21 protein-coding genes and 3 pseudogenes are annotated in these 26,645 nt (G+C 68.8%); 9 read left to right on the forward strand and 15 right to left on the reverse strand.

All coding sequences use genetic code 11. The features are described from left to right. Positions 1–90: 90 nt before the first annotated feature. Both ACFWXC_RS50645 and ACFWXC_RS50650 read right to left on the reverse strand, forming a co-directional pair. Positions 91–579 carry an ester cyclase gene (locus tag ACFWXC_RS50645; RefSeq protein WP_384490705.1) on the reverse strand — a complete coding sequence of 163 codons (489 nt, stop codon included), beginning with the start codon at positions 577–579 and terminating at the stop codon, positions 91–93. A 36-nt stretch (positions 580–615) separates the two neighbouring features. Continuing rightward, the gene (locus ACFWXC_RS50650) at positions 616–1,686 is read right to left on the reverse strand and encodes an LLM class flavin-dependent oxidoreductase (protein WP_384490707.1); all 1,071 of its coding nucleotides are present in this window, start codon (positions 1,684–1,686) and stop codon (positions 616–618) included. A 196-nt stretch (positions 1,687–1,882) separates the two neighbouring features. On the opposite strand from ACFWXC_RS50650, the gene ACFWXC_RS50655 reads away from it, so the two are divergent. Continuing rightward, complete coding sequence (locus ACFWXC_RS50655; protein WP_384490709.1) at positions 1,883–2,755, forward strand: LLM class flavin-dependent oxidoreductase; 873 nt, start codon at positions 1,883–1,885, stop codon at positions 2,753–2,755. 1,012 nt (positions 2,756–3,767) lie between these two features. Continuing rightward, positions 3,768–4,034, forward strand: a pseudogene (locus tag ACFWXC_RS50660) (IS5/IS1182 family transposase); the annotation flags it as partial. 30 nt (positions 4,035–4,064) lie between these two features. Here ACFWXC_RS50660 and ACFWXC_RS50665 read toward each other — a convergent pair. The 5 genes and pseudogenes from ACFWXC_RS50665 to ACFWXC_RS50685 all read right to left on the reverse strand — a co-directional run bounded on the left by ACFWXC_RS50665 (position 4,065) and on the right by ACFWXC_RS50685 (position 7,850). Then, on the reverse strand, positions 4,065–4,703 hold the full coding sequence (locus tag ACFWXC_RS50665; protein ID WP_384490711.1) for a LysE family translocator: 639 nt from the start codon (positions 4,701–4,703) through the stop codon (positions 4,065–4,067). A 144-nt stretch (positions 4,704–4,847) separates the two neighbouring features. Next, a complete protein-coding gene (locus ACFWXC_RS50670; RefSeq protein ID WP_384490713.1) occupies positions 4,848–5,447 on the reverse strand; it encodes a hypothetical protein in 600 nt (199 codons plus the stop codon). 11 nt (positions 5,448–5,458) lie between these two features. Then, complete coding sequence (locus tag ACFWXC_RS50675) at positions 5,459–6,472, reverse strand: RHS repeat-associated core domain-containing protein (protein ID WP_384490715.1); 1,014 nt, start codon at positions 6,470–6,472, stop codon at positions 5,459–5,461. 606 nt (positions 6,473–7,078) lie between these two features. After that, positions 7,079–7,228: pseudogene (locus ACFWXC_RS50680) on the reverse strand (IS5/IS1182 family transposase); the annotation flags it as partial. A 103-nt stretch (positions 7,229–7,331) separates the two neighbouring features. Continuing rightward, on the reverse strand, positions 7,332–7,850 hold the full coding sequence (locus ACFWXC_RS50685) for a MarR family winged helix-turn-helix transcriptional regulator (RefSeq protein WP_384490717.1): 519 nt from the start codon (positions 7,848–7,850) through the stop codon (positions 7,332–7,334). A gap of 99 nt (positions 7,851–7,949) precedes the next feature. Here ACFWXC_RS50685 and ACFWXC_RS50690 point away from each other — a divergent pair, with 99 nt between their 5' ends. Further along, on the forward strand, positions 7,950–9,428 hold the full coding sequence (locus ACFWXC_RS50690; protein ID WP_384490719.1) for an MFS transporter: 1,479 nt from the start codon (positions 7,950–7,952) through the stop codon (positions 9,426–9,428). A 217-nt stretch (positions 9,429–9,645) separates the two neighbouring features. After that, positions 9,646–10,182 (forward strand): annotated as a pseudogene (locus ACFWXC_RS50695) (sigma-70 family RNA polymerase sigma factor); the annotation flags it as partial. Between the two features lie 72 nt (positions 10,183–10,254). Here the strand turns inward: ACFWXC_RS50695 and ACFWXC_RS50700 are convergent. Next, positions 10,255–12,423: a SpoIIE family protein phosphatase gene (locus ACFWXC_RS50700; RefSeq protein ID WP_384490721.1), complete on the reverse strand. Its 2,169-nt coding sequence runs from the start codon at positions 12,421–12,423 to the stop codon at positions 10,255–10,257. 333 nt (positions 12,424–12,756) lie between these two features. Between ACFWXC_RS50700 and ACFWXC_RS50705 the strand changes: the two genes are divergently transcribed. From ACFWXC_RS50705 to ACFWXC_RS50720, 4 genes are all read left to right on the forward strand, one after another. Continuing rightward, the gene (locus ACFWXC_RS50705; protein WP_384490723.1) at positions 12,757–13,170 is read left to right on the forward strand and encodes a hypothetical protein; all 414 of its coding nucleotides are present in this window, start codon (positions 12,757–12,759) and stop codon (positions 13,168–13,170) included. A 60-nt stretch (positions 13,171–13,230) separates the two neighbouring features. After that, on the forward strand, positions 13,231–14,457 hold the full coding sequence (locus tag ACFWXC_RS50710) for a CaiB/BaiF CoA transferase family protein (RefSeq protein WP_384490725.1): 1,227 nt from the start codon (positions 13,231–13,233) through the stop codon (positions 14,455–14,457). A gap of 90 nt (positions 14,458–14,547) precedes the next feature. Then, the gene (locus ACFWXC_RS50715; RefSeq protein ID WP_384490727.1) at positions 14,548–15,726 is read left to right on the forward strand and encodes an acyl-CoA dehydrogenase family protein; all 1,179 of its coding nucleotides are present in this window, start codon (positions 14,548–14,550) and stop codon (positions 15,724–15,726) included. 310 nt (positions 15,727–16,036) lie between these two features. After that, positions 16,037–17,224 (forward strand): serine hydrolase domain-containing protein, encoded by a 1,188-nt coding sequence (locus ACFWXC_RS50720; RefSeq protein ID WP_384490729.1) that lies wholly within the window; start codon positions 16,037–16,039, stop codon positions 17,222–17,224. Positions 17,225–17,414: 190 nt separating this feature from the next. Here ACFWXC_RS50720 and ACFWXC_RS50725 read toward each other — a convergent pair whose 3' ends face one another. The 7 genes from ACFWXC_RS50725 to ACFWXC_RS50755 all read right to left on the reverse strand — a co-directional run bounded on the left by ACFWXC_RS50725 (position 17,415) and on the right by ACFWXC_RS50755 (position 25,546). Next, on the reverse strand, positions 17,415–18,281 hold the full coding sequence (locus ACFWXC_RS50725) for a 3-hydroxybutyryl-CoA dehydrogenase (protein WP_384490731.1): 867 nt from the start codon (positions 18,279–18,281) through the stop codon (positions 17,415–17,417). A 274-nt stretch (positions 18,282–18,555) separates the two neighbouring features. Next, positions 18,556–19,461 (reverse strand): LysR substrate-binding domain-containing protein, encoded by a 906-nt coding sequence (locus tag ACFWXC_RS50730; protein ID WP_384490733.1) that lies wholly within the window; start codon positions 19,459–19,461, stop codon positions 18,556–18,558. Between the two features lie 94 nt (positions 19,462–19,555). Further along, complete coding sequence (locus ACFWXC_RS50735; protein ID WP_384490735.1) at positions 19,556–20,656, reverse strand: alcohol dehydrogenase catalytic domain-containing protein; 1,101 nt, start codon at positions 20,654–20,656, stop codon at positions 19,556–19,558. 139 nt (positions 20,657–20,795) lie between these two features. Then, positions 20,796–21,347 carry a carboxymuconolactone decarboxylase family protein gene (locus ACFWXC_RS50740; protein WP_384490737.1) on the reverse strand — a complete coding sequence of 184 codons (552 nt, stop codon included), beginning with the start codon at positions 21,345–21,347 and terminating at the stop codon, positions 20,796–20,798. 23 nt (positions 21,348–21,370) lie between these two features. Next, entirely contained in the window at positions 21,371–22,414 is a 1,044-nt protein-coding gene (locus ACFWXC_RS50745; protein WP_384490739.1) for a VOC family protein, read from the reverse strand. A gap of 14 nt (positions 22,415–22,428) precedes the next feature. Continuing rightward, positions 22,429–23,739, reverse strand: coding sequence for a phosphopyruvate hydratase (gene eno / locus ACFWXC_RS50750; protein ID WP_384490741.1), 1,311 nt, complete (start codon positions 23,737–23,739; stop codon positions 22,429–22,431). Positions 23,740–24,514: 775 nt separating this feature from the next. Beyond that, complete coding sequence (locus ACFWXC_RS50755; RefSeq protein WP_384490743.1) at positions 24,515–25,546, reverse strand: LacI family DNA-binding transcriptional regulator; 1,032 nt, start codon at positions 25,544–25,546, stop codon at positions 24,515–24,517. A gap of 146 nt (positions 25,547–25,692) precedes the next feature. Here ACFWXC_RS50755 and ACFWXC_RS50760 point away from each other — a divergent pair, with 146 nt between their 5' ends. Beyond that, the gene (locus ACFWXC_RS50760) at positions 25,693–26,511 is read left to right on the forward strand and encodes a fumarylacetoacetate hydrolase family protein (RefSeq protein ID WP_384490745.1); all 819 of its coding nucleotides are present in this window, start codon (positions 25,693–25,695) and stop codon (positions 26,509–26,511) included. Positions 26,512–26,645 lie beyond the last annotated feature (134 nt).

Consider the following 26,645-nt stretch of genomic DNA (forward strand, 5'->3'; position numbering starts at 1 on the left):
TGCACAACCTCGCCCTCGCCGGATAGACCCCCCAGCAGTACAGCAGTCGACCACGTCCGAGGTCACTCAGAGATCATTACGGGACAGCCCTTAGGAAGCCGCGCCCAGCTGTGCGGCGAGGTTGAACTCGTCGCACAGGAACCAGCCTTCGGTGATACGCCCGTCCTCGTCGAAACGTAGGAACGCGACCTCCGTGTACGTGACGGTCCTGCCGGTCGCCGGTCGTCCGAGGAAGGTGCCGGTGTGGGTCGCGCGGATGTCCCAGCGCGCCCACAAGTGGTCACCCGTGCCGTGGAGTTCGACGATCTCGCGCTCCTGGTCACCCAGGGCCTGCTTCATGCCCGCGAGCCCGGCGCGGAAACGGTCGTAGACGCTACCGGCGGACGGGTACGACGCCTGACCCGAGGCAGCCGCCAGGTCGGCCAGCCCGGCGCGCAGCGTGCGGAACTCCGGCGAGAAGATCTCCTCGATCAGCTCGTCGCGGCCTCCGACGATCACCTCGTACTGCAGACGCCGGAAGGTCTCCTTGTTGTGTTCCACGCGGGCCGCGTCGTCGGTTTGGCCGGTGGTGTCGGTCATGGGCTGCCTCCTCGGTCGGAAGTCGGTACTCGGTACTCAGCGGTCGGTGAAGCGGGGCATGACCTCGTTGACGAACAACTCCATGGAGCGGTGTACCTTTTCCACGGCCATGTCGCCGAAGTACATGTGGCAGGCGAGGTTCTGGAGCCCGGTCGGAGTAAGTTCCTCGATCTTCTTGGCGACGGTGTCGGGGGAGCCGTAGAAAGCGGCGGCAGCCAGGAACTCGCGGGGGTCGCCCGCCGCCGCGCCCAGTGCCTTGTGGACATGGACGCCCTCGCCCACGTGGTCACCCTTCGGCTTGGGAAAGGCCCGTCCGATGAGCGACTGGTAGAAGCGGATGGGCTCGATCAGGTCGGCGAGCGCCTGTTCGTCGGTGTCGGCCACGTAGACCATCTTCTGGACGAAGGACCAGCGCAGGGCTTCGTCGACCGCCTCGGGGGAGTGGTCGTTCTCTTGGAGTGCTGCTCGGTACAGGGCGAGCTTGTCCGCGATCTGAGGGGCCGGGTAGCGGCCGAAGAACACGGGCCAGCCGCGTGCGGCCGCCCAGCGGAAACCGTCGTCGGACAGGGTGCCTCGGGCCAACCGGGGATGCTCCTTGCCGCCGTAGGGGGCGGGCATGATCCGGCCGGTTACCTCGCCGTGGTCGTAGGCGGTCGAGTACGTGAGGGGCTCGGTGTCCTGTTTCAACTTCCAGGCCCGCTCGGCCACTTCGATGGCCTCGTCCATGGCGGCGTGCCGGGTGGCGTGGTCGCGGCCCAGGCCGGTGAACTCCACCGGTGAACTTCCTGGACCCACACCGATGATGGCCCGGCCCTTCGTCAATTGGTCGAGAAGATTGGCCCGTTCCGCGAGTTCGATCGGGTTCTGGGTCGCGGGGACGGTGAGGGCGATCAGGAGTGTCGCCTGCGTGAGTTGCGGGGCCAGGTAGGCCGCCATCATGAAGGCGTTGCCGTAGGTGTTGTAGTTGTCGAAGTGGTGCTCCGTCAGAGCTATGCCCCCGAAGCCCGAACGGTCCGCGAGCAGGGACTGTTCCACGAGGGCCTCGATGATCCTGGTGTCGGCCTCGGGGCCGGGGGACTGGGCGTTGGTGTAGAGGAAGAACCGCATGTCTGTTGCCTCCACGATGCTCGGTCGATGAAGTAAGTAAAAACTGGTTTACATGGCGCCCGTCAAGAGTCTGGGATGCACTTTGTGTGGTCCTCAGCCGAAGAGAAGGACGATTCGGCGCTGTCGCGTCGAGCGGCTGGGAGTAAGTGGATACTCTTTTGGAGCAAACAGTCGTGGCCGAGTGAGCGGAGCCCCCATGTCCCTTCCCGTGCTGTTCGGAGCCAACGTCGACCCCGTCTGGGAGGACCCGGGGCAGCCGCTCCGGATCACCCGGCAGGTCGAGAAGGCCGGCCTCGACCTCGTCACGGTCCAGGACCACCCGTACCAGCCCAGGTTCTACGACGCCTGGACGCTGATCAGCTATCTCGCGGGCGCCACTCAGAAGGTCACCTTCGTGCCCACGGTCGCGAACCTCCCGCTACGGCCGCCCGCCATGCTCGCGAAGTCCGCCGCCAGCCTCGACGTGCTGGCTCCGGGGCGGATCCAGCTCGGCCTCGGCACCGGCGCCTTCTGGGACGCGATCGAGGCCATGGGCGGACCGCGCCGGGAGCCCAAAGAGGCCGTGGCAGCGCTCGACGAGGCCATCGACATCACCCGGCTGATGTGGAGCGGCGAGCGCTCGGTGCGCTTCAAGGGCGAGCACTACTCGATCTCCGGAGTCCACCCGGGACCTGCCCCCTCCTCCGGCCTGGGCATCTGGCTCGGCGCCTACGGTCCCCGCATGCTGACGCTCACCGGCCGCAAGGCGGACGGCTGGATGCCCTCGTACGGCTTCCTCGGCCTGGACCGGCTGAAGGATGCCGTCGCGCGGCTCGACGCGGGCGCGAAGGAGGCCGGCCGGGACCCCGCGGCGCTGCGCAAGATCTACAACCTCAACGGACTGATCAGCCCGGTCGAGTCCGCCGTGCCGTTCCAGGGCAATGTGCGGCAGTGGGTCGATCAACTCGTCTCCCTCGTACGCGAGTACGGGATGAACGGCTTTGTTTACTGGCCCGACGCCGATCATCTCCGCCAACTGACCGTCTTCGCGCTGGAGGTCGTGCCGGGCGTGCGGGCCGCGCTGGCCTGACAAGGGGGAGTCGACGGTGCCATCGCGCTCGTCGCCGGTGGCACTGGCAACGGGGCTTCCACTCACCCGCGCCATCGGCGAGGTGCGGCCGCTGCTGGCGCAACGAGGCTGGACCGTCGCGCCAGGCATCCGGCTGCGCACACTCACCGAGGTCTTCGACCACCTCGGCACCGACGGTCAGACCGGGATCATCGACGGCACGGAGATTCGTGTGCGCCGCCCGGCCGCAGGCCGAAGGGGCCGGGACAGGTTCGTCTCCCGCACAGCCAAGCAGAATGCCTTGAAAACCGTGGTCCTCAGGGACGCCGACGGGCGGGGTGTTGTTCTGCCGCCTGGTCCGGTCGGGCAGTTGCGCGGACATTCACCGAGGCCCGGCAGCTCGGACTGGTCCAGCTCCCGGCCAATGGTTCGTTCCAGGGAATCCTCGCGGACGCTGGCTACCAGGACCTGAGTGCACAGACCGGCGGACGGGTGGTGACACCGCGCCATCGCACGTTCAAGAAGAACGCTCCCGCCTGGTATGAGAAGTGGCACGAGCAGCAGCGCAAGGCGAACTCCTCACCAGGTATCCACGTCGAGCACGGCATCGCACACCTGAAGAACCGGCGGCCTCGTGCCCGCCACCTCGGCCGTCGCGAGTCAACGAACGGCATCGTCCAAGCTTTCGCCGCCCTGCTCTCACACCAACAGACCGCCTACCTTTCCTGCGGCCCGCGAACGTGAAACCCGCCAGCGGCACGCACCTCGCCGAGCTACAGCCAACCGTGCACAAGGTCGTCAGCGGGAGTTGGCTGTTCGTCGCTGTCCAGGGGAGTAACACGGTGAACTTCGTGTCCGTACCTGTCCGGACACGACCGCGTCCCCGTCAGTCGCGCCCATTACCGTGCCCGTTCACAGCGAGCGCAGTAGCTCGGCGATCCGTTCGGCGACCTTCTCGGCTGAGCCCCGGGCGTACCGGGAGTTCATGGCCCCGTAGGTGATCCGGTCGTAGCTCACGGCGTCCGCCATGTGCGCGATCCGAGGACACCTTCGGCGTCGAGGCATCCGGGCTGTCATCCCGCAGCCCGCCGACCAGATCGGTCACCGTCTGCGGCGAGGTCGTGCCGGAGGTCGCCCGCCTGGCTTTGACGCCGAGGGATACAAGGAGCGCAATGCTGTCGAGCGGTGTATCGCCCGTCTCAAGCAGTGGTGCGGCCTGGCCCTACGGACGGACAAACTCGCCATCGCCTACCAGGCCGCACTCCACGTCGCGTCCATCTTGATCTGGGTCCGGTGTAGAGCAGGTCGCTGGACCCTGACCTTCGGATCGTCAGTTGCTGAGTGCCAGCCTGATACCGAAGATGCCGATGACGGTGCCGGTGATCCGGTCGAGCAGGCGGCGGGCCTGGGGCTTGCGGAGCCGGCCCTGCAGGACGCGAGCGAAGCCGATGAGGACGGCAGACCAGAGCAGACCGATCACGATGTGCACCGTGGTGAGCAGGAGGCCCATGGTGAAGTGGTCGGCGCCCGGGGGGATGAACTGAGGCAGGACGGCGACGTAGAAGGCGCCCATCTTCGGGTTCAGGAGGTTGGTGAGCGTCCCCTGCCGCCAGCCGCCGCTGACCGAGTCCGCGCCGGCGGCCAGAGAAGAATCGTCCGCGTCTGCCGTGGGCAGCCCCCGGAAGCTGTCCCGGAGCACGCGAGCCCCCATCCAGATCAGGTAGGCGGCGCCGATCCAGCGCAACGCGGTGTAGGCGAGGTGGGAGGCCGTGAGAAGCGCGGTCACTCCGAGGGAGGTGAACGCACCCCACACCAGGGTGCCGGTCTGGATTCCGAGGACGACGCCCCAGGCTCTCCTGCGCCGGCCAAGGGCCGACGTGCGCAAGATCAGCGCCGTATCGAGTCCGGGAGTCAGAGTGAGAAGCCCTACGACGAGGGCGAAGGACCACAGGGCGGAGCTTATTGCCATGGAATGCCAGGCTACCCCGCCAGATCGCCTGCCTTGTTAGCAGGTCCGGTGGATCTTGAGCCGGTCAGCTTCCACTCCAAAGAGACAGGCCCTAGTAGTGCTTTGACGCGGTTTTGCGCGGCGCCCTCGACGCCCCGCCGTGATTTACAGATGAACGGCAGGATCAATCGCTCTTACCACGTGACCTTCTGCAGTCCCTCCTGTGCATTTCCAGACCGCGGTCTCATGGAAATAACCCACATGCAAACCGCGGCCGTGATCGCCGCAGATGGGCCACGCCACACGATGGTGGCTCATCACGAATTCTTGCACTCCTTCCGCCACCGCACCCAGGACCTCTACCCAATCGGGCGTCGAAACCTCTGCGGACTTGATGCGAACCACGCCGACCGGCCCCAGATCCGGGTCGCGCAAGTAGTCGATGTAGCAGAATTCGTCCCCGGTGGCCGCTTTCCCTGTCTCCTCCTCCGCCGACCTGACGACCACCTCGAACGCCGATCGCGCCGTGGAAAAGGTTCGCGCGGTCCAGGATTCACAGAACTCTGTTTGCGAAATTTCTCCGAGTTCGCCGTACAGTTCGGACATCCATGTCAACACCCCTTCCGGTAGCTGCTCCCCGTGCCGCCAGACCGCCCGCAGCATCCGGTCCTGCCAGTCCGAAAAATTCGACATCCTCGCCGCCTTCCGATTGCAATGAAAGCCGGGGGAGAACTGGCCCTCCAATTCTCCCCCGGTGGTGATCAACCCGAAGGCCCTCAGGTGAAGAGGCCGTAGACGTTCAGGGTCGGGTTCTTCACGCAGATACCTTGGACGGTGAATTTTCCGCTGAATTCAACGTTATCCGTCCAGTCGAACCAGAAGGTCATCCCCATGGCCCTGTACTTCCCTCGATCCGACTCCGGTCTGCCTCTACCATTCGGAACACCCCAGGAGCCATGGAAGATGTAGGTGCCCGACTCCAGGTGGCCGTAGTTCTGATTTCTTGCGGCGTTGTACAGCGGAAGGACGATGCTGTACACGAGCTTCAGAGAGCCGTACTTCTTCCATATGCTCTTCAGCTTCACGTACCAGGTCAGGCTGCACTTGGACTTCCCGGTGCAGTTCCGACTGATGCTCAGTGTGTAGTTCTTCGTCTTCTTTGTCTGGTTGCGATATTTCAGCTCACCGCTGGTGTCCGCCTGACCGATCGGGTCGGCGGGGTAGATGTAGGCGCTGGTGTTGCCGCCGTAGACCGGGTCGGTCTGGAGGAAGCGGCCGGTTGTCGGATCGTAGACGCGGACACCCATGAGGGTGTATCCGGCCAGGCCGTCGGCGGCTCGCTGGTAGGCGCCCAGGGAGCCGTACTTCGCCGCGGCGGCGGTGGCGTCCAGCGGGTTGCCGTACTCGTCGTAGCGCTGGACCGTGGCGACGGCGGTCTCCAGGTCCAGATGGACGGAGATGTCACCGTGCAGGTTGGCCAGTTGGAGGACCGCGTCGCCGGTGGCACTGGTGGTGATAGCCAGGCCGCCGGAGAGGTCGGACACATGGCGGCTGACCGTGGAAGCGGAGCCCGCGGTGGTAACCGTCCACGACGGAGTGTCGCAGCCACAGCTGTAGTGGTTCACCGTGGTGCTCGTGGTCGACCAGGTGGTGCCGCTGTCGCTGGTAGTCGCGGTGGCCGAGGAGGCCAGGCGGCCGGAGCCGTCCAGGCCCCAGGTGGTACGGGCGGTGCCCACGATCTCGCTGGCCACCAGGTCGTTGGTGTAGTAGGCCAGGGTGTCGCCCGCCACCTGGGTGGTGCGGCCGAAGGCGTCATAGCTGTAGCCCGCGGCGTTGAAGCGGCCCGCGGTGTCGTACGCGTACGCCTTGGTGGAGGTGGTGGCGGTGCAATGGGTTCATTGACCAGGAGAAATGCAAGACGTCCGGTTGGACTATCAAGCATCCGGACCGTTCAGGCCGGATGTGGGTACTCGTGAGAGCTCCGTATGAGGTCATGGGCGGCAGGCGCGTTTTTCGAGGTTCTGCCAGGCGAGTCCGATGCGTGCCCCGACCTCGTCGACGGCGTCGGAGAGCTCGTCGGATGACAGGTACAGCAGAATGGGTCCGTCCAGGGCGCCGGTGAGTTGGACAGCGAGCATGTCGAGGTCGGCACCGGCGAGTTCGAGCTGTCCGAGCAGCATGCGGATGTGGACCCGGGACATCGGCGTACGTGAGCCGATCGGTATGGGTTTGCTGCCGTCCAGGGCGGCACGGGCAATGTCGCGATGCACGACCAGAAATTCGGCTCGGGCGCGTCCATAAGCGATCAGTCGGTCCAGGGGCGCAGCACCGGGACCCAGGGGAGGCGAGCCGGAGAGCACCTGCGCCTGGAAGGGGTGCTCGTCGTCGTCCAGCAGGGCCTGGTAGCTGGCGGGGGTCTCGTTGTAGCGGGTGACGATGCCACGCCACGGCATCAGTTTGTTGATCAGGCGCTCGACGATGTTGCGGTCCCGGTAGAGCCCGGCGTCATGGGCTACGGGCCGTCCACCGCGACGGCCCTGCTTCTTCGGGCGAAGCGTACGGGCCAGATCCTGACCGTCCAGGTCGCCGTGCGGCTCCCCGACGAGGGGCAGGGTGTGTGCCGAGGTGGTCGACTGATCCAGTGGACCGTCAGGGGTGTGGCTGTGCCGCCGGAGGGGTGGCGCGGGTCCGTGGCCGCGTGCTGGTCAGCCCCGTTTCCATGGCGGAGAGCAGGGTGAGGGCCGCGTCGAGGTGGGTGGTGTCGTGGCCGGCGGCGGCGGAGACGGCCGCGGCCCATTCCCGGCGGACGAGGGCGTAGTTGGCGCGTCCGTGTTCCGTGGTGTGGACCGTCACTCCGCGGCCGTCGCCGGGGTCGGCGCGTCGTTCGACGAGGCCCTTGCGCTCCAGTCCGCCCAGGACGGTGGAGAGATTGGTGCGCTGCAGCCCGGTCGCGGCGGCGATGCGGCTGGGCGGCGCGGCGTGGTCGTGCTGGAGGTGGCGCATCACCATGCCTTCGGACGGTGACAGGGGGATGGCCCGTTCGTCGGTGTAGCCGCGGAACTGGATCTCCCGGCTGATGATCAGCACGAGGTCGGCGAGCTCGGCCCACCTCCGGTCCTCGTCCGTTCCGGCCGTCGGGCTCGTCTGATGCGTCTGGTCCTCCGTCACGGCTCCAGAGTACGGGCTTGCCCGCGAGTAGTTATGTGGGCATACTCATTATGGCCTCATAGTTATGCGGCCATAACATCATCGCTCTCTGGAGCTGTCATGACGACAACCACTTCCTCCCGGCGCGCCGCCACGGCGACACTGTCGCCCCGTGCCGCGGCCCGTGCCGGCGGCTTGCACCCGGTCGGGGTGTTCATCCTGCTGGCAGGCGCCTTCCTGCCGATCATGGACTTCTTCATCACCAACGTGGCGCTGCCCAGCATCGACGCCTCGCTGCACGCCTCTGCGTCGTCGCTGGAGTTGGTGATCGCCGGGTACGGCGTCGCGTACGCGACCCTGCTGGTCCTCGGCGGCCGGCTGGGGGACCGCTACGACCGCCGCCGGATCTTCCTCGGCGCGCTCGTCGGCTTCGTGCTGGCGTCCCTGGCCTGTGGCCTCGCCCCGGGTGTGGGCGCGCTGATCGGGGCCCGCATCGTCCAGGGCGCCACCGCCGCCCTGCTGATCCCACAGGTGCTGGCGACCTTCCACCATGTCCTCGAAGGGGAGCGCAAGGCCCGTGCGGTGGCCCTGTACGGGGCGACCTCCGGTATCGCCGCCGTCGTGGGGCAGCTGGTGGGCGGCCTGTTGGTCAGTGCGGACATCGCCGGGACCTCCTGGCGGCCGATCTTCCTGGTCAACGTGCCCATCGGTGTGGTGGTGCTGTGCGTGGCGGCACAGGTCGTGCCCGCCACTCGCTCGCACCACCCGGTCGGCATCGACCTGCCCGGCACCGTGCTGTTCGCCGCCACCCTGACCGCCCTGCTGGTCCCGCTGACCGAGGGCCACTCGCTGGGCTGGCCGTGGTGGACCTGGCTGCTGATCGCCGTCGCGGTTGTCCTCGGCGCGGCCACCTACGTCGTGGAGAAGCGCACCGAGCGGCGCGGCGAGGTCCCGCTGCTGCCGCCGTCGCTGCTGCGCCTCCCGTCGATGTCCCGCGGCCTGACGATGGTGTTCGCCTTCAGCATCGGCTTCGGCGCGTTCATGTTCGTCTTCGCCCTCACCGTCCAGAACGGCCTGCACGCCGACGCCCTGCACAGCGGCCTGGCCATCCTGCCGATGGCCCTGCTGTTCTTCGCCGGTTCCCTGCTCGCCCCGCGTCTGCTCACCCGGTTCGGCAGGGCCGCGCTGTCCGCCGGCGCCGTCGTCCAACTCGCCGGACTGGCCTCACTGGTGACGGTCCTGCTGATGAAGTGGCCGCACGTGAGCCTGTGGGCCACGGCACTGCCGCTCGCCCTCGTCGGTGCCGGTCAGTCGATGCTGTTCGCCGGTCTGTTCCGCAGCGTCCTCGCCGACGTCCCCACCCACCTCGGCGGCATCGGCAGCGGCGTGCTGATCACCCTGCAGCAGAGCGGCCTGGCCCTCGGTGTGGCCACTCTCGGCACCCTCTACCTGACCCTGGCGCCGCACGGCGTCCAGCACGCCTTCGCCGGCGTCGAGTACGTGCAGATGGGCATCGTCGCCCTGCTCGCGGTCGGCGCGGTCGCCCTGCCGCGCTTCTCCCCGGCCACCGCGTCCGCCACCCCCGTCGTCGACGCCTGAGGCCGGTCTTCTCGGAAGGGACCAGTGACGAGTCTTCTCGACTTGTCGCGAGGGCAGTTCGCCATCACCGGCACGTTCCACAGGACCTGCCATGACGTTCGGTCTCGCGGGCGCCGGTCATGTCGTGGAGCTACCCCTTCACGCACGGGAACCGCGCCGGCATCCGGCGCTGACGTCAGACCGCGAAGACGAACCGTCGCACCCCGCAGGAGAAAGCATGATCACCACAGACCCCGTCGCGGAGCAGCAGGCCCGCTTCGAACCCGCCCTGGAGTTCCTCGCTCCGCTCTACTCGGCCGCCCTGCGGATGACCGGCCGCCCCGCCGACGCCGAGGACCTGGTCCAGGAGACGTACGCCAGGGCCTACGCCTCGTTCCACCAGTTCCGCCCCGGCACGAACCTCAAAGCCTGGCTCTATCGCATCCTCACCACGACCTTCCTCAACTCCCGCCGCGCACACCGGAGTCGACCGTCACTGGACACCATGGCGGAGGTCGAGGACTGGCAACTGGCCCGCGCCGGGGCGCACACGTCGACAGGTCTGCGCTCGGCGGAAGCCGAGGCACTGGACCTCCTGCCGGACGCGGACGTCAAGGCCGCGCTCCAGGTACTGTCCGTGGGGTGCCGGGTCGCCGTGTATCTCGCCTACGTCGAGGGCTTCACCGTCCAGGAGATCGCGGACATCATGCGGACGCCCACCGGCACGGTGCTGTCGCGGCTGTACCGGGGACGCAGTCGACTGCGGTCGCTGCTGGGGTAGTCACGCCGCCGTGACAGGCGCCGCCCGCCGGCCACCGCGTCGAGGCGAACGGACCGTCGGCAGCAGTCAGGGCCGGGTCAGCTCGAACCAGACCGACTTGCCCCGCCCACTGGGGGAGTTGCCCCAGGACGCGGCCAGCGCATCGACGATGAGCAGTCCTCGGCCGTGCTCCGACTCACGGTCCGTCTCACCGGAGGCGAGCACGGGCGCCGGCAACGGTGGCCGGGGATCGGAGTCGCGCACGTCCACGCGCAACCGGTCGGCGTACTCGCGGAGTCGGACCTCCACCTCGCTGTCGGCGTGCACCAGGCCGTTGGTGACCAACTCGGTGACGGCCAGCTCAAGGTCGGACGAGACGGCTTCCCAGTCCCAGGACCGTGCCCGCGCCCGCAGGAACCTGCGCACGTCGGCGACCGCACGAAGGTCGTGGCGCTGGACGAACGTTCGGGCCACTCGCTGGCGTCGGTCGGCACCCAGGCCCAGGAACTGGGCGATCAACACCACAGCGTCATCGTCGCGTCGGTCGCCGGTGCCCGTGATGTCGAGCAGGCGGTCGGTCAGAACCTCCAGCCGTGGTTCGCCGGGCTCCGCGAGGCACGCGTGCAGCGCCTCGATGCCGGCGTCGAGTGGCACAGCGCGGGAGCGGACCAGCCCGTCCGTGTACAGCACCAGGACCGTTTCCGGGCGAAGCGGCATCCGCACGGAGTCGTATGTGGTGTCGGGCCGGACTCCGAGGGGCACGCCCTGGGGAGGCCCCGGCGGTGTCGCGAAGGGGCGCCCGGGGCGGCCGAGCAATGGTGCCGGGTGTCCAGCGGACGAGATTTCGACGGCTTCCGCTTCCGCGTCCAGCCACACGCAGCAGCATGTGGCGAACAGGTCCGTGCCGAGATCGGAGAGGAGCCGGTTGGTGCGGGTGAGCACGTCTGCCGGGCGGTGGCCTTCGGCGGCGTAGGCACGGATCGCGCTGCGGATCTGGCCCATGAGCGTGGCGGCGCGAGGTGTGTGCCCCTCGACATCACCGACGATCAGGCCGAGGGCGCCGTCGGGGAGGTCGACCACGTCGTACCAGTCGCCGCCGATGGTTCCGGTCGTCGCCGTGACGTAGCGGGCGGCGACGTCCACTTCCTCGTGATGCGGAAGAGCATGGGGCAACAGTCCCTGTTGCAGTTCCTGGGCCAGTCTGCGTTGGGTCTCGAACTGCCGTGCCCGGCTGATGGACTGGGCCAGCAGCTGTGCGACCGTGGTCAGGGCGGCCCGTTCGGGGGCACTGAAGGTGTGTCGGTGGTCGAAACCCAGGGCGAGCGTTCCGGTGTCGCGGTCCTCGATCGTCAGGGGCAGCAGGCAGTAGGCCGAGATCGGTTCGTCCGTGTCCACGGCCTCGAAGAAGAGGGGACGGTCCGGAGGCGGCCGTGCGCCGGTGATCGTCTCCTCTTCCAGTGTGCCCGTCGAGGCGCCGGTGAGCCGCGCTGCGAGCGCGGGGCCGACTCCGCTGTGGCTGAGCAGCCGTGGTCGTCCGTCGTCAATGACCGAGACGGCCAGACACCGGGCACCGAAGGGTTCCATGATCCGTGTGGTCGCCGTCACGAGGACATCCCGGAGGTCGGGAGCCTGGCTGAGTTCGGCGGCGAGTCTGCCGATCTGGTACACGAGCGACAGGCTCACCGACTCCAGCGGAGCGTCCTCTCCCGCGGGAGGCGCCAGGACGAATCTCGGTGGTCCGGGGCGGCTCCTTCGCGGGGGCGGGCCGCCGCGAAGGAGCAGGGCATGGGTGAGTTCGTCCGCAAGATTCTGGCAGCGGTGCCCCATCCTGGCCGACGTGGCTGTCCATCCGACCGGATCGGCCCACACGAGGACGATGACCCCGAAGGACCGCCCCTCGTCGTCGACCAACGGGGTGGCGATGATCGCGTATGGGAACGGCATGGCCGGCCGGACACCGCTGGGCGTCCGTGTCCGGAAACGGACACACTGGCGGCCGGTGCGGTAGGCGACGGCTCCGGCGTAGCGGTCGTCGTCGACCGGATGGCGGTCCGCCACAGTGAAGATCGACAGAGGGTCGCCCACCACGACGACGTTGGCCAGTGCCCGACCGTCTTCCAACGGGAACATCGCGGTGGCAGTGGTTGCCCGAAGTTCGTGCACAGCGCCCCGCAGCGCCGCGGCGAGCATCCGGTCCTCGGCGTTGAGAGCCATCACGGGGTTGGCCGCTCTCGCGAGATTCCCCTCGTCTTCCATGGCTGCTCCTGGGGCCGACCCCCTCGTTCGAGGCTATACCGCACAGTCTCGGCGTTCCCATCGACCGATCCGCCCCTTGAGGCCCGGGCGACGGCGTCCGTGTGGCGTGTACGCGTCGCCCGTCCCGGCTCTGACCTGCCCCTGCGGCCAGCACGGTCCTGCGGTGAGAGTAGCGCGGGGAAACCCCTCTGACCTCGGCTGACGGAGCGTTTTCCGCGCACAAAGATGCGCCGACGCGTCGTTGACCGGCGATCTGCGGCAGAGCCAGGGTGAGGGGGACATCGGATTCAGACCGCCTGTTTCCGGTCACCGAAACGCGTGCAGGAGGCCGCGATGCTCCAGACACCAACCGACGAACACACGGAGTGCCCGAACGCCTCGGAAGCGGCGGCCATCGACGCGCCCCCGACGGGGACGACGACCTGTCGCGCCCTCTTCTTCCAGCTCTGCCTGTGGTGCCATACCCCGGACTACCGTCGTTCGTTCTGCCGTGTCTGCGGATCCAGGGCCTTCGGCCGGGAGCGCAGCGCGGGCGCCGGCGGTGTGGTTCGCCGTGTCGGGTACAAACCGCAGAACACCTGGCTCGTCGCGATGGACGAGGGCTTCACGGTGGTCTGCCAGGTCGTCTCCGCCGCGCCGGTCGTGGTCGCCATAGGGGCGAGGGTGCGGATCGTCGCTCCTCTCGATCGGGGGCTTCCCCTCGTCGAACTCACCTACCGGGCAACCTCCTCGTCTCCCAGGTGGTGAAGGGAAACGGCTCCGGCCATGTCATGTCCGGGCAGGCGGCACGATCAGAGAGGAGGGTGCGTGGGCACCCAGTACAGTGCGTCGGGCCCAAGAGCCGGAGCGACCGACGGAGCGGCGCGCGGGGCGCTGGACGGTCTGCGCATCGCCGACTTCTCCAGGGTGCTCGCGGGGCCCTACGCCACCATGCTCCTCGCCGATCTCGGCGCCGACGTGGTGAAGGTGGAGCGGCCGGGCATCGGCGACGACACCCGGACCTGGCACCCCCCTGCGGACCAGGACGGAACGTCGACCTATTTCCTGAGCGTCAACCGGAACAAGAGGTCGGTCGTTCTGGACCTGACCACCGAGGCCGGCCGCGCACAGGCACGCGCCCTGGTCGCCACATCCGACGTGCTGGTGGAGAACTTCCGCCCCGGCACGATGGAGCGGCTGGGCCTCGGCCACAGGGAGCTCCGCGCACGGCAACCGGAGCTGATCTACTGCTCGATCAGCGGCTTCGGCAGCGGTGCCGGCGCCGCGATCCCCGGGTACGACCTGCTGGTGCAGGCTGTCGGCGGTCTGATGAGCGTGACCGGGGAGGTACACGGGGAGCCGGTGAAGGCCGGCGTGGCCCTGGTCGACGTCATCACCGGCCTGCACGCCTCGCTCGGGATCCTCGCCGCCCTCCGGCACCGGGACGCCACCGGCGAGGGGCAGCTCGTGGAGGTGAACCTGCTCGGCTCGCTGCTGTCCGCGATGGTCAACCAGGCGTCGGCATTCGCCGTCGCCGGCGTGGTGCCGGGCCGCATGGGCAACGCGCACCCGAGCATCGCCCCGTACGAGACCTTTCCGACCGCCGACCGACCGCTCGCCCTCGCCGTGGGCAACGACCGGCAGTTCGCGGCGCTCGCCGACGTCATCGGGGTTCCCGGTCTCGCGCTCGACGACCGCTTCCGCACCAATGCGGTCCGGGTCGCCCACCGCGCGGACCTGCGGGACATCCTGACCCCACGGCTCTGTGGCGCCGGTGCCGACCACTGGTCGGCCGTCCTGCTGGCCGCGGGAGTGCCTGCCGGGCCGGTCAACGCCCTGGACGAGGCGTTCGCCTTCGCCCGGAAGCTGGGCCTTCCCGGCGTCGTCGACATCCCCGCCGCACCCGACGACGGGGCAGCAGGCAGGCCGTCCCGCCAGGTCGCGCACCCCATCGCGCTGAGCGCGACCCCCGCGCGGTACCGCCTGCCCCCGCCCCACCTGGGGCAGCACACCACGGAGATTCTCCACGGTCCGTCCGGCCACACCTCCCCGTGAGACGCAGCGATCGGGCCGACCGCTCGCAGCGACAGCACCCTGAACGAACCCATCACCAGAACAATCAATCATGATCACTAGGAGCCCCCTATGAGCAGTGGCAAGCCGCTGACGGACCCCCTCGACCTGCTCGACCTCTCCTGCGTCCTCTCCGACGAGGAGCGGGAAATCCAGTCCACGGTCGCCAAGTTCCTCGCCGACCGGGTCCGCCCGCACCTCGCGGAGTGGTTCGAGAACGCCCACTTCGCCCGTGAACTCGCCCCCGAGCTCGGCAAGTTGGGTGTGCTTGGCATGCATCTCGACGGCTACGGCTGTGCCGGCACCAACGCCGTGTCCTACGGGCTGGCCTGCCTGGAGCTGGAGGCCGCGGACTCGGGTTTCCGCAGCTTCGTCTCCGTGCAGGGTTCGCTGTCGATGTTCTCCATCTGGAAGTGGGGTTCGGAGGAGCAGAAGCAGGAATGGCTGCCCCGGCTCGCCGCCGGTGAGGCCATCGGCTGCTTCGGCCTGACCGAGCCCGACTTCGGCAGCAACCCTTCCGGGATGCGCACCCGGGCTGTCCGCGACGGCGGCGACTGGATCCTCAACGGCTCCAAGATGTGGATCACCAACGGCTCCATCGCCGATGTGGCCACCGTCTGGGCGCAGTCCGAGGACGGCGTCCGCGGTTTCCTTGTGCCCCGGGGCACGCCCGGCTTCACCACGCAGGACATCAAGCAGAAGATGTCACTGCGTGCCTCGATCACCTCGGAGCTGTACTTCGACAACGTACGGCTGCCGGCCTCGGCACGGCTGCCGCTCGCGGAGGGCCTGCGCGGACCGCTATCGTGCCTGAACGAGGCCCGCTTCGGCATCCTGTTCGGTGCCGTCGGCGCCGCTCGCGACTCGCTCCAGACGGCCATCGAGTACGCCGACTCCCGCGTGCAGTTCGACAAGCCGATCAGCGCCTTCCAGCTCACCCAGAAGAAGCTCGCCGACATGACCGTCTCCTTGGGCAGTGCCGCACTGCTCGCCCTCCACCTGGGCCGACTGAAGGACCAGCACCGCATCCGGCCCGAGCAGATCAGCGTCGGCAAGCTCAACAACGTCCGGGAAGCGATCGCCATCGCCCGGGAATGCCGCACGATCCTCGGGGCCAACGGCATCTCCCTGGAGTACTCGCCGCTGCGCCACGCCAACAACCTGGAGTCCGTGCTCACCTACGAGGGCACCGGCGAGATGCACACGCTGGTCGTCGGCCAGGCGATCACCGGTCACCCGGCGTTCCGCTGACCACTGAGGGCTGTCGGCCGGCACCGTACGGCCGGGCCGGCGTCCTGAAGTCGTCCGCTCCAGCCGGACCGTCCGTCTCGCACGTCGTCGAACTGGAGGACCGAGGGGTCGGCTGAGCGGTCGTCGGCCCGGACAGCGTCATGATCTCGGTGAGGATGCGGATGCCGTCGTCGTGGACGTACCCGACGCCGCCGGCGAAGGTGCGCCATTCGGCAGAGGCGGGCTGCTCGCCCGTGTAGGTTCCGAGCTGACTTGTCGGCCGAGACCGTGTTGACAAGGTTTTCGGACCTCGCGACGGTCAGGAGATGTCGTGCGAAACGGGATAAAGCGGACCGTCATGACGCGCCATCTGCGGCCACGTGCCCTTCTGCTCGGTGCCGTGCTCGTCCTCGCCCAGCTTTTCCTGGGCCCGTCGACCGTCCGCACCGTGACCACCGAGTCCGGCGTGGACTGCGACCGGATCTGGCAGACGCCGGAGGACGACGGCACGTTCTACGAGACCAACCGCACCCGTATTGATCCCCGTCCGGGCCATGGCTGGCCGGTCGGCTCCGCGCAGTCGGTCGGGATGGACCCGGCGGTGCTGGAGGCCGGGCTGCACCGGCTCGGCCGGGAGCGGTCGGTGTTCAGCGCGTTGGTGGTGCGGCACGGCCGGCTGGTGGCCGAAGGGTACTTTCACGGCAGCCGTCGCGACCACAGCAACAACGTCCACTCGGCGTCCAAGAGCGTGCTCCAGGCCCTGATCGGGATCGCGGTGCGGCGGGGGTTCATCGGCAGCATCGACGACCCCGTGCGCCGGTACCTGCCGGAGTACTTCGCCGACGCCCCGGCCGAGGCACGGCGGATCACACTCCGGCACCTGCTGACCATGACCGCCGGGTGGGAATGGCAGGAGGACGAGACGGAATACACGGTCCAGAGGCGGCGCGACTGGGTGAAGGCGATCGTCGAGCGGGACCTCGAGCGCGAGCCCGGCACCGCTTTCACCTACAGCTCGGGGAACACGCACCTGCTCTCCGCGGTACTCCAGCGGGCCAGCGGCCGCAGCACCTGCGAGTTCGCCCAGCGGTACCTGTTGGATCCGCTCGGAATCACTGCCGAGCACTGGGGACGGGACCCGCAGGGGGTCTACTCGGGCGGCTACAACCTCTACCTGACGCCACGGGAGTTGGCGAAGTTCGGGCTGCTCTACCTGAACCGGGGTCGGTGGCAGGGCCGACAGATAGTCCCCCGGGAGACGGTCGCGCAGTCGATGCGGCCCGTCGTCCGCGTCGGCGACGGGTACTCCTACGCGCACGGGTGGTGGCTGCGTCGGATCGGCGGCCGCGCCGTGCCGTTCGCCTGGGGGTACGGGGGCCAGTACATCTACCTGCTGCCTGCGGCGGACGTCGTGGTGGTGGTCACCGAGAACACCCGCGAAGGCCACGAGAACGTGGACGTGGACCTGCGCGTCTTCCTGGAGGACTATGTCCTTCGATCTGCTCGCGGGCGGATCTGAGCGCGGCGACGTTCCGGCCCCCAACCGGCGGCGCGCGTGGTCCGTCATCGACGTTTTCCGCGTCCGGGAGTGGCTGCCGTCGCCGCTCCTGCCCGGGCGGGCGGTCGCGGTGGCGACGGCAGGGACGGCACCGTACCCGGCCGCACGGGACACCGCCCGGCACACGGCACGCGGCACGCGGCTCAGGGCCTCAGACCGACTGGTAGTCGAAGAATCCCTGTCCCGACTTGCGGCCCAGCAGACCCGACTCGACCATGCGGCGCAGCAACGGGGGAGCGGCGTACAGCGGTTCCCGGTACTCCGCGTACAGCGCCTCGCCTATCGCCGCCACCGTGTCCAGACCGATGAGGTCGGCCAGATGCAGCGGGCCCATGGGGTGGGCGCAGCCGGCGGTCATGCCCGTATCGATGTCCTCCGCCGTCGCCGTACCGGAGCCGACCATGCGTACGGCGGCCAGCAGGTAGGGAATCAGCAGGGAGTTCACCACGAAGCCCGCGCGGTCCTGCGCGACGATCGACTTCTTGCCCAGGATCCGGTCCGCGAAGTCACGTACGCGCGTCCGGGTGGCCTCGGAGGTGTGGAGCGAGGGGATCACCTCGACCAGCGGCATGACGGGGACGGGGTTGAAGAAGTGCAGGCCGACCACGGCCTCGGGCCGTGCGGTGGCTGCCCCGAGCCGGGCGATGGGGATCGAGGAGGTGTTGCTGGCCAGGACGGCGGCCGGGTCGGTGAGGATGCCGTCCAGCCGCCGGAACAGCGCCGTCTTGGCCTGCTCGTCCTCGACGGCGGCCTCGATGACCAGATCCGCTCCGGCCAGGCGGGAGAGATCGCCCGTGGCCGAGATCCCCGCCAGGGCATGGGCGCGGTCCTGGGAGGTGAGGGTGGAGCGCTTCTCCGCCTTGAGCAAGGAGTCCGCCACACCCGCCAGTCCGGCCCGGGCCCGGTCCTCCGTCACGTCGCACAGCGTGACACGTAGTCCGGCCCGGGCGCAGACCTCGGTGATGCCGCGGCCCATCTGTCCGGCGCCGACGACGCCCACGTGCTTGATCGATGTCATGTTCCTCCGCCTGTCCTGCGTCTGGCGGCGGTCGTCGATCGCCGCCCCCGATGGTCGGTGCGTGTCGAGCGTAGGACGGCGACAACCCCTCTGACCTGCTTCGACGATGCGTCATCCGCGTACAAACGTGCGTCGGACGGGCATGGTCCGGCGCCTTGAACGGACTGCGCGCCGGTGGCTTCCGCCGATTGCCTCACGACGCACGACCCGGGCTCGCCGACCGCATGCTGACGGGGCGTCGGGCTTCTGCCGACGCCCGCCGAGGACGTGTCCTTCAGGTGGTGACCGTGGCGGCCGCGGCCTCCCGCAGCCGGCGGCTCACGGCGCGTACCGCGGGGGAGGTCTCTCCACGGCGGTACGCCCCGACCAGCCGGGTGGTCAGCCGTACGTCCGCCAGCGGACGGTACGTCACCCCGGGGATCTGCACGCGGCGGAGTGACTCGGGGACCAGGGCCACGGCCAGACCGCCGCCCACCAGCGTCAGAGCCGCGATGAAGTCCCGCACCGGGGGAGCGCACCGTGGGCTGAATCCTCCTCTCTCGGCCACTTCGAGGATCTGGTCGCGGCAGCCGTACTCCTCGTCGAAGTGCGGGGCCGCGAACCGCTCGTCGCGCAGCTTCGCCACCGGTACCGACTCGTACGCCGCGAGCGGTGCGTCGGCCGGCAGCGCCAGGACGACCTCTTCGGTGAGCAGGCAGATGGCTGTGACCTCGGGCGGGTACTCGGGCCTCCAGCGCAGGAAGCCGACGTCGATGTCCCCGCACGCCAGCGCCTCCAGCTGGGCCGGGGTCTCCAACTCGCGGACCTCCACGGTCAGATCGGTGCCGAGGGTCGCGCAACGGGTGAGAACGTCGGTCAGCACACCAGAGAACGCGGCTGAGGCGACGTATGCGATCTGGGCGTGTCCCAGCTCTCCGCGCCCGGCCCGCCGGCCCACCGCCACGGCCCGGGCGGCCTGGGCGAGGGTGAGCCGTGCCTCTTCGAGGAACAGCTGCCCGGCGCCGGTCAGGGCCGGACGGGTGCGCCTGCCGCGGTCGATCAGCCGTACACCCAGGTGTGACTCCAGGGCCCTGATCTGGGCGCTGAGTGCCGACGGGGCGAGGTGCAGCCGGTCCGCCGCCCGCGCGAAGTGCAGTTCCTCCGCGACGGTGACGAACGATTCCAGCCAGCGCAGTTCCATCGGCTCCTCCGCCCTGCCGTGCCTGTGGGGTGGCACCCCGCGGCGGTGTCAGGGCAGAACAGGACCGCCGCGGGGTGAGTACTGGGAATCCGGGTCAGGGGATCACGACGTAGTTGCTGAACCCGCCGTCGAGGTCCGTCGCGCGCCCCGAGATCGCTTCGTTGACCTCGGACAGCGGGAAGGGCTTGGTGATCAGGTACGACAGGTCCAGTGCCCCGGTCGCCACCATGTCGGCGACCTCCTGGCCCTGCGCGGTGCTGAACCAGTTGGAGCCGATCAGCTGGACCTGCTCGTCCATGAGCCACTTCACGTCCAGGGGCAGCCGGTCCGCGACACCGCCGACGTTGACCACCCTGCCGCCGCGGCGGACGCCCTGCATGGAGTCGAGCATCGTCTCCACAGGGGCTTTGGCGCCCAGGGCGCTGATGACGAAGTCCGCCCCCTCGCCGCCGGTGCGGGACCTGGCCCACTCGCCGGAGGAGCGCTCGCCCAGCCGCATGACTTCGATCCGGTCCGGGGCCAGTTCCTTGACCCGCTTGAGCAACTCCTCGTTGCGGCCGGTACCGAGGACCCTGGAGACCCCTGAGGCCAGTGCGAGAAGGGTGCAGGCGACGCCCAGGGTGCCGGTGATCCCGTCGATCAGCGCGACCTGGCCGGGGCCGGCCGCGGCGTACTTGAGCGCCCGGTGGGAGGTGCCGATGTAGCCGAGCTTGCCGGCCTGCTCGAAGGTCATGTTGTCGGGGATGTTGACGATCGAGTACTGCGGAGCCGTCATGTACTCGCAGAAGCCGCCGTAGGGGTAGAGGTCGAAGATCCGCTGGCCGTCGCGGGAGGTGCTGAAGTAGCCGTTCAGGGTGAAGTAGCGGCAGCGGCTCAGCTCGCCACCGCGGCACACCTGGCAGCTGCCGCAGGACCGCAGCGGGCTCACATAGACCCGGTCGCCGGGCTTGGTGTTGAGCACCGCCTCACCCACCGCCTCGACCACGCCCGCAGGGTCGAGGCCGAAGACCGCGGGCAGCTTGGGCAGCGGCTGGTGCGGGTACCAGGTGGGCCAGTTGTTGATCACATTGGCCATGTTCGGCACGATGCCGCATGCCCTGACCCGCACCAGGACATCGGTCGGCCGTGGGGTGGGCACATCGATCGTGTCCACGGACATCGGCTCACCGAGCGCGTGCAGTCGTGCAGCGAGCATTTTCGCCATTGAAATACTCCTTGAAACTGTTCCGTCCCAACCATCGGGGGCCGGATGCTTTCTGTTCGGCGACCGAGGCGGCGGAACGGCGGCTCGGTGATCACATCTCGTGCGTTGACGGGCCGTACGGCGCCGAGAACTACGAGTGCGGGAACGGGTTGGGGTAGTCGTCCTCAAGGTCGATGTCCAGCAGGCCCATGATGCGGACACCGGAGTTGTACCAGGCGATGGACAGCGCGAGCTCGATCATCTGCTTCCGGGGCAGGCGCTCGGCGGCGGCGCGCCACGTCTCCGCGGAGACGTCGACCCGGAGCGTGGACTCCTTGGCGAGGCGCATCACCGCCTTCTCCGTCTCGTCGTACACGTCGGTGGTCTTGAAGTCGCCCACCGCGGCGATCTGTTCCTCCGTGAGTCCGGCCTTGAGCGCGTGCGCGTGGTGGTGCGCCACCTCGTACGCGGACCGGGTCACGTGGCCCACGGTCAGGATCGCCAGTTCGCGGAGTGCGGGGCTGAGCTCGCTGGCCCGCAGCGAGTTGGCGTAGGTGAGGAAGCCGTCCAGCTGTTCGGGCGCGCCCGCGAGGGCGAGGAAGATGTTCGCCGTCGGTACCTTGCGTTCGGCTTCCAGCCGGTCGTACAGCGGCTTGTGCGACTCGTCCGCGTCCTCGCGGCGCAGATAGGGAACTCGTGCCATGGCGTCTCCTCGGGGACGGAAGATCAGTGTGCGGACTGTTCGAGCAGGAACCGCTCCAGCGTCATCGGCTGCGGAGCCTCGGCCGGCGGGGTCTGCTTCACCCCGACGAAGGGCGACGCCTCGAAGTACCACTTCTCCAGCGCCGGAAGCCCCCAGCGGACATTGGTGCTCAGCGATCCCGCGTCCCAGCGCACCGGCTCGACCTCGGTGTCGATCGTCTGGTAGTGGCTGTTGAAGACCTCCACCCGGTGGCCGTCGGGGTCGCGCAGGTAGGTGAAGAGCATCCCGCCCGGACCGTGCCGTCCCGGGCCCCGCTCCACGCCCTCGCCGTAGCCGAGGATGCCCGCCCAGTCGCAGGCGGTGAAGATGTCGTGGCTCTCGGAGACGGTGTACGCGAAGTGGTGCAGGGCCGGGCCGGTGTTCTCCACGATCGCGAGGTCCAGACAGGTGCCCTTGCGGTACATGAACGCACTCAGCAGCTTGTCGCCGTGCGCCAGGTACTCGGAGTTGCGGAAGCCGAGTTCGCCGTAGAACGCGGTCAGCTCGTAGGTGTTCGGCGCGAAGGTCTGGAAGTGGTCCAGCCGCTGGGCGCGGGCGCCCTGGTGGTGCTGGAAGTCGATGTGCAGCCGCGGGCGCGTCTCCATGTGCGCGCAGAGTTCGAGCGGTGTGCCGACCGGGTCGCTGACGTGCAGGGTGCGGCTCTGGTGGGGGAGATCGACCCACTCCGCGGGCAGCCCCCGGTCGCGGAACCAGTCGTACGCGATGTCGAGGTCCTCGTCGAAGAAGACGCGGAAACCGATCCTCCGGCAGGAACCCGCGCCGTCCTCGTCCAATTCCAGCACGAGGCTGTGGTGGCATGCCTCGGCGAGGCCGCGGAGGTGGCAGGTGCGCTCGTCCTCGTCGCTGACGACGAGTCCGAGGGCGTTCACATAGAAGTTCCGGCTTTCGGCGAGGTCGGCCACGGTGAGACGCACATGGCTGGTTCGGGTGATGTTGAAACTCGGGCGCAGATTGACGGGGGGCAGCATGCTGGTCTCCGGTCGGCTCTGGATGTCGCTGGCTTCCATACTTCTGGGTCTTCTCACGGCCTGCTCGTGGAGGGCTCGGCATCGGCGAAGGCGAAGGCGGACCAGCCGCTGAACTCCGCGGAATCGCCGAGGGACTCCTCGATACGCAACACCTCGTTCCACTTGGCCATGCGCTCGGAGCGCGTGAACGAGCCCACCTTCAGCTGACCCGCGTCCCATCCGATGCTCAGGTGGGCGATGGTGACGTCCTCCGTCTCACCGGAGCGGGCCGAGACGATCGTGCCGAAGCCGGCGTCCTTGCCGGCCCGCAGGGCTTGGAACGCCTCCGTGACGGTGCCGGCCTGGTTGGGCTTGACGAGGACGGCGTTCGCCGCTCCGCCGGTGGCCGCCGCCTCCACCCGCTTGGCGTTCGTGACGAGGTAGTCGTCACCGATCACCTGGCAGCGGTGGCCGTAGCGGCGGGTGAACTCCACCATGCCGTCGGGGTCGTCCTCACCGACCGGGTCCTCGACGGACAGGATCGGGTACTGCTCGATCCAGCCGCCGAGCATGTCGATCAGCGCCGCTGTGTCCAGGGTGCGCTCATCGAGGGCCAGCGTGTACCGTCCGGCGCCGCCGAACTGGGAGGCCGCGATGTCCAGCGAGATGCCGACCTGGGCCGACGGTGTGAAACCGGCGGTCTCGATCGCCCGGGTCAGCGTCTCCAGGGCCTCCTCGTTGGAGTCGAAGGCGGGCCAGAAGCCGCCCTCGTCGGCCACGCCCTGGGCCTTCCCCGCCGCGCGCATCAGGCTGCCGGCCGCGCGGTAGATCTCCGCCGTCCAGTCCAGTGCTTCGGAGAAGCTCCGCGCCGCGGGGCAGACCACCATGAAGTCCTGGACGTCGACGCGACGGTCCGCGTGGGCGCCGCCACCGAAGATCTGGATCTCCGGCAGCGGGATGCGGACCGGACGCCCGCCCGACAGGTGCCGCCACAGCGGCACGCCCGCCGACGCGGCGGTGGCGTGCAGGACCGCCATGGAGGTGGCCACGATCGCGTTGCCGCCGAGGCGGCCGCGGTCGGGGGTGCCGTCGAGGTCCACCAGGAGCCGGTCGACGGCTTCCTGGTCGGCCGTGTCGAGGCCCAGGAGGGCGGGTGCGATCTCCTCGTTCACCGAGCCGACCGCGCGACGGACGTCGAGCCCGCCGAAGCGGTCCCCGCCGTCGCGCAGGTCGAGCGCCTCGCCCCGGCCCGTCGAGGCCCCCGCCGGTGCGATGGCCCGCCCGATTGCACCGTCCGCGAGGTGGGTCTCGACCTCGACGGTCGGCCGGCCGCGAGAGTCCCACACCCTGCGGCCGTGGAGTTTGGCGATCCGCGCGTCTGTCATTGCCGTGTGACCTTTCGGAGTTCGGACGATCGAGGTGGTGCGGGACCTGTGCCGGTCGTCACGGTAGGGAGGCATCGCCGCGACGAGCGGGGCAGAGCCCCGGGAGGGGCGGTCGACCTCGCGGCGCGGTACCCGGAACGGCGTGCCGGCAGGGCCGGGGCGAGCGAAGTGTCGTGCGGCTCTCTTCGTCGCGGCGCCGGGCCGGCTGGGGAGTGCGGGTGCGAGGACGATGACGAGGATTGCCAGACCGCCGCAGCTCGAATGCTAACGATAGCGCAATCGTGCGTAGCACTCGTTCTCATGTCAAGAGGGAGGTGGAATCTCATTCGCAGACTGTCGAACGCGGGTGCCTTCCCCTTGGTGCGTCTCCGAGCTGATGCTATCGTTCGCATAAATGGCCCGCTCTGAGGACTCCGGCGGACCTGCGCTCCTCCTGGACAGACGGACAGCACAGGTGGGCGTGGGCCCGCCGGGCCGGACCGCGGCCGAACCGAAAGCGAGCCCGACATGACACCCGAGCCCTCCGCGCCGCCGATGGCCCTCACCACCGTGGTGGCCAGCACCCGTCCCGGCCGTGTGGGCAGGTCCGTCGCGGACTGGTTCTCCCGGGTCGTGGAGTGAGACGAGTTCGAATCGCACCTGGTCGACCTGTACGAACTCGCGCTTCCGTTCTGCGACGAGCCGCACCCGCCCGCCCAGCAGCGGTACACGCAGACCCACACCCGCACATGGAACCGGATCGTCGACCGTACGCGCGGCCGACGCCGCGCCATGGTCAGCCGGATACGGCCGGGGCCCGGCCGCCGGGTGGCGCGGTGCTGCCGCGCAGGATCAGTGATCCGGGGGAGAGGGACGTGTACGGGCCGTCGTTGCCCGGCTTGGTCTTGAGCCGGCGCATCAGCCACAGTGCGCAGCCGGTGGCCATCTCCTGGATGGGCAGGCCGACCGTGGTGAGCCCCGGGCCCCACCAGGAGAACCCGGGTTCGTCCCCGAACCCGACCACGGACAGCTCCGAGGGCACCTTCACGCCCTGTTCGGACAGTTCCTCCAGGACCCCCAGCGTGAGCTGGATCGATCCCAGCACGAGCGCGGTGGGCGCATTCGGGCCGGTCAGTAGCCGGCGCACCGCCTCGCGGCCATGGCCTACGGACGACGGCGGCCCCAGTTCCACGCGCCCCGCGCCCTCCGGCAGCCCGCCTTCGCGCAGGGCGCTGCGGAAGCCGCGCAGACGCTCCGCACCGGTGGGCAGCTCTTCGGGGCCTCCGAGGTAGGCGATACGGGTGTGGCCCTGGGTCACGAGGTGGGCCGTGGCCTGGCGCAGCGCTTCGTGGTCGTCCACGCCGAACCACTGCGACCCCAGTGAGGTGTGGCGGCGCAGCAACTGCAGGTGCGGCAGGACGCGCAGGAGCTTGACGGACTCGCCGTGCGGGCGCGCCGTGGGCACGATGATGACGCCCGCGACGCGGTAGGCGGACAACTCCCGCAGGTGGCGCAGCTCCACCATCCGGTCGTCGTCGGTCTCCGAGAGCATCAGCTGGAAGCCCTCGGCCGCCACGTTCTTGGACAGCTCGTGCGCGATGGTCGAGTAGAAGCTGTTGCGGATGTCCGGGATCACCAGCCCGACCACGTTGCTGGACGCCCCCCGCATCATCCGCGCCGCGCGGTTGCCGACATATCCCATCTCCGAAGCGGCCTGCCGGACCCGGAACTTGGTCTCCTCGCTGATGCGCGGATCGTCGGCGAGAGCCCGGCCGACCGTCGAGACGGAGACGCCGAGCCGCTCGGCGATGTCCCTGGTGGTGATCACGTAGAGGGCCCCTTCGAGCTGCCTGGTCCTGGTGCGGTCGCTTCCGTGTGCCAACGATAGCGCTGCTGTCGTGTTCCGCGGCCGGATGAGTGGGGCGCCGGATTGATCACCCGCTTCGTGCTAACGTTAGCACTGCTGGAAGGGCCGTGCAGCCGCCCCCGGCTGCCCAATTGCGGAGGTCTCCCTTGCGAATCGTCAGGTATGCCGTGGGTGATGCGCGTCACTACGGAGAACTCGAGCCCGGTGACATCCGGATCTCCAGATTCGAAGGCGATCCGTTCACCGGGCTGGCTGCTACGGGGCGGGTTGACGATGTCGGCGACGTCGTCGTTCTCCCGCCGCTGGAGCGGCCCCGGGTCTTCGGGTTCGCCTATAACTACGCCTCGCATGTCGAGGAGACCGAGCGCGAGATCCCGGAAGTTCCGGTCTGCTTCATGAAACCGAGTACGTCTGTCATTGGGCCGGGAGAAGCCATCGTCTATCCGGCGGACGGTGAACTAATTCATTTCGAGGGCGAGTTGGTCGTCGTCATCGGAAAGGAGGCTCGCCATGTGAAGCCCTCCGAGGCCCATGAACACATCCTCGGCTACACGTGCGGCAATGACGTCAGCGACCGCGTCGTCCAGCGCAAGGAAAGCGCGTTCGGGACGCTGCTCATCGGGAAGGGGCAGGACACCTTCGCTCCCCTCGGTCCGGTCATCGCAACCGGGATCGACCCGTCCGGCCTGTCGCTGACCACCCGTGTGAACGGGACGGTCATGCAGTCGGCGAGCACGGCAGACCTGCTGCTCGCCGTTCCCGACATCGTGGCCTACCTGAGCCGGTATCTGACACTGCTGCCCGGTGACGCGATCATGACCGGAACGCCGTCCGGTGTCGGGCCGATCCGCCCCGGGGACGAGGTGGAGGTCGAGATCGAGGGCATCGGTGTGCTGCGCAACCCGGTTGTGGCCGAGGGTGCCTGACTCCGGATCCCCGTCGTAGGCCGAGCCAGGGGGCGGGGGCGCCCCCGACGGGGGGGGGGGGGCCCCGGGGCGGGGGGTTTTTAAAAAAACAAAGCCCCCCAACAACCGAAAACGAGGGGTATTCGGGGGTGTGG

Source organism: Streptomyces sp. NPDC058683 (assembly GCF_042716195.1).
Lineage (GTDB): Bacteria > Actinomycetota > Actinomycetes > Streptomycetales > Streptomycetaceae > Streptomyces.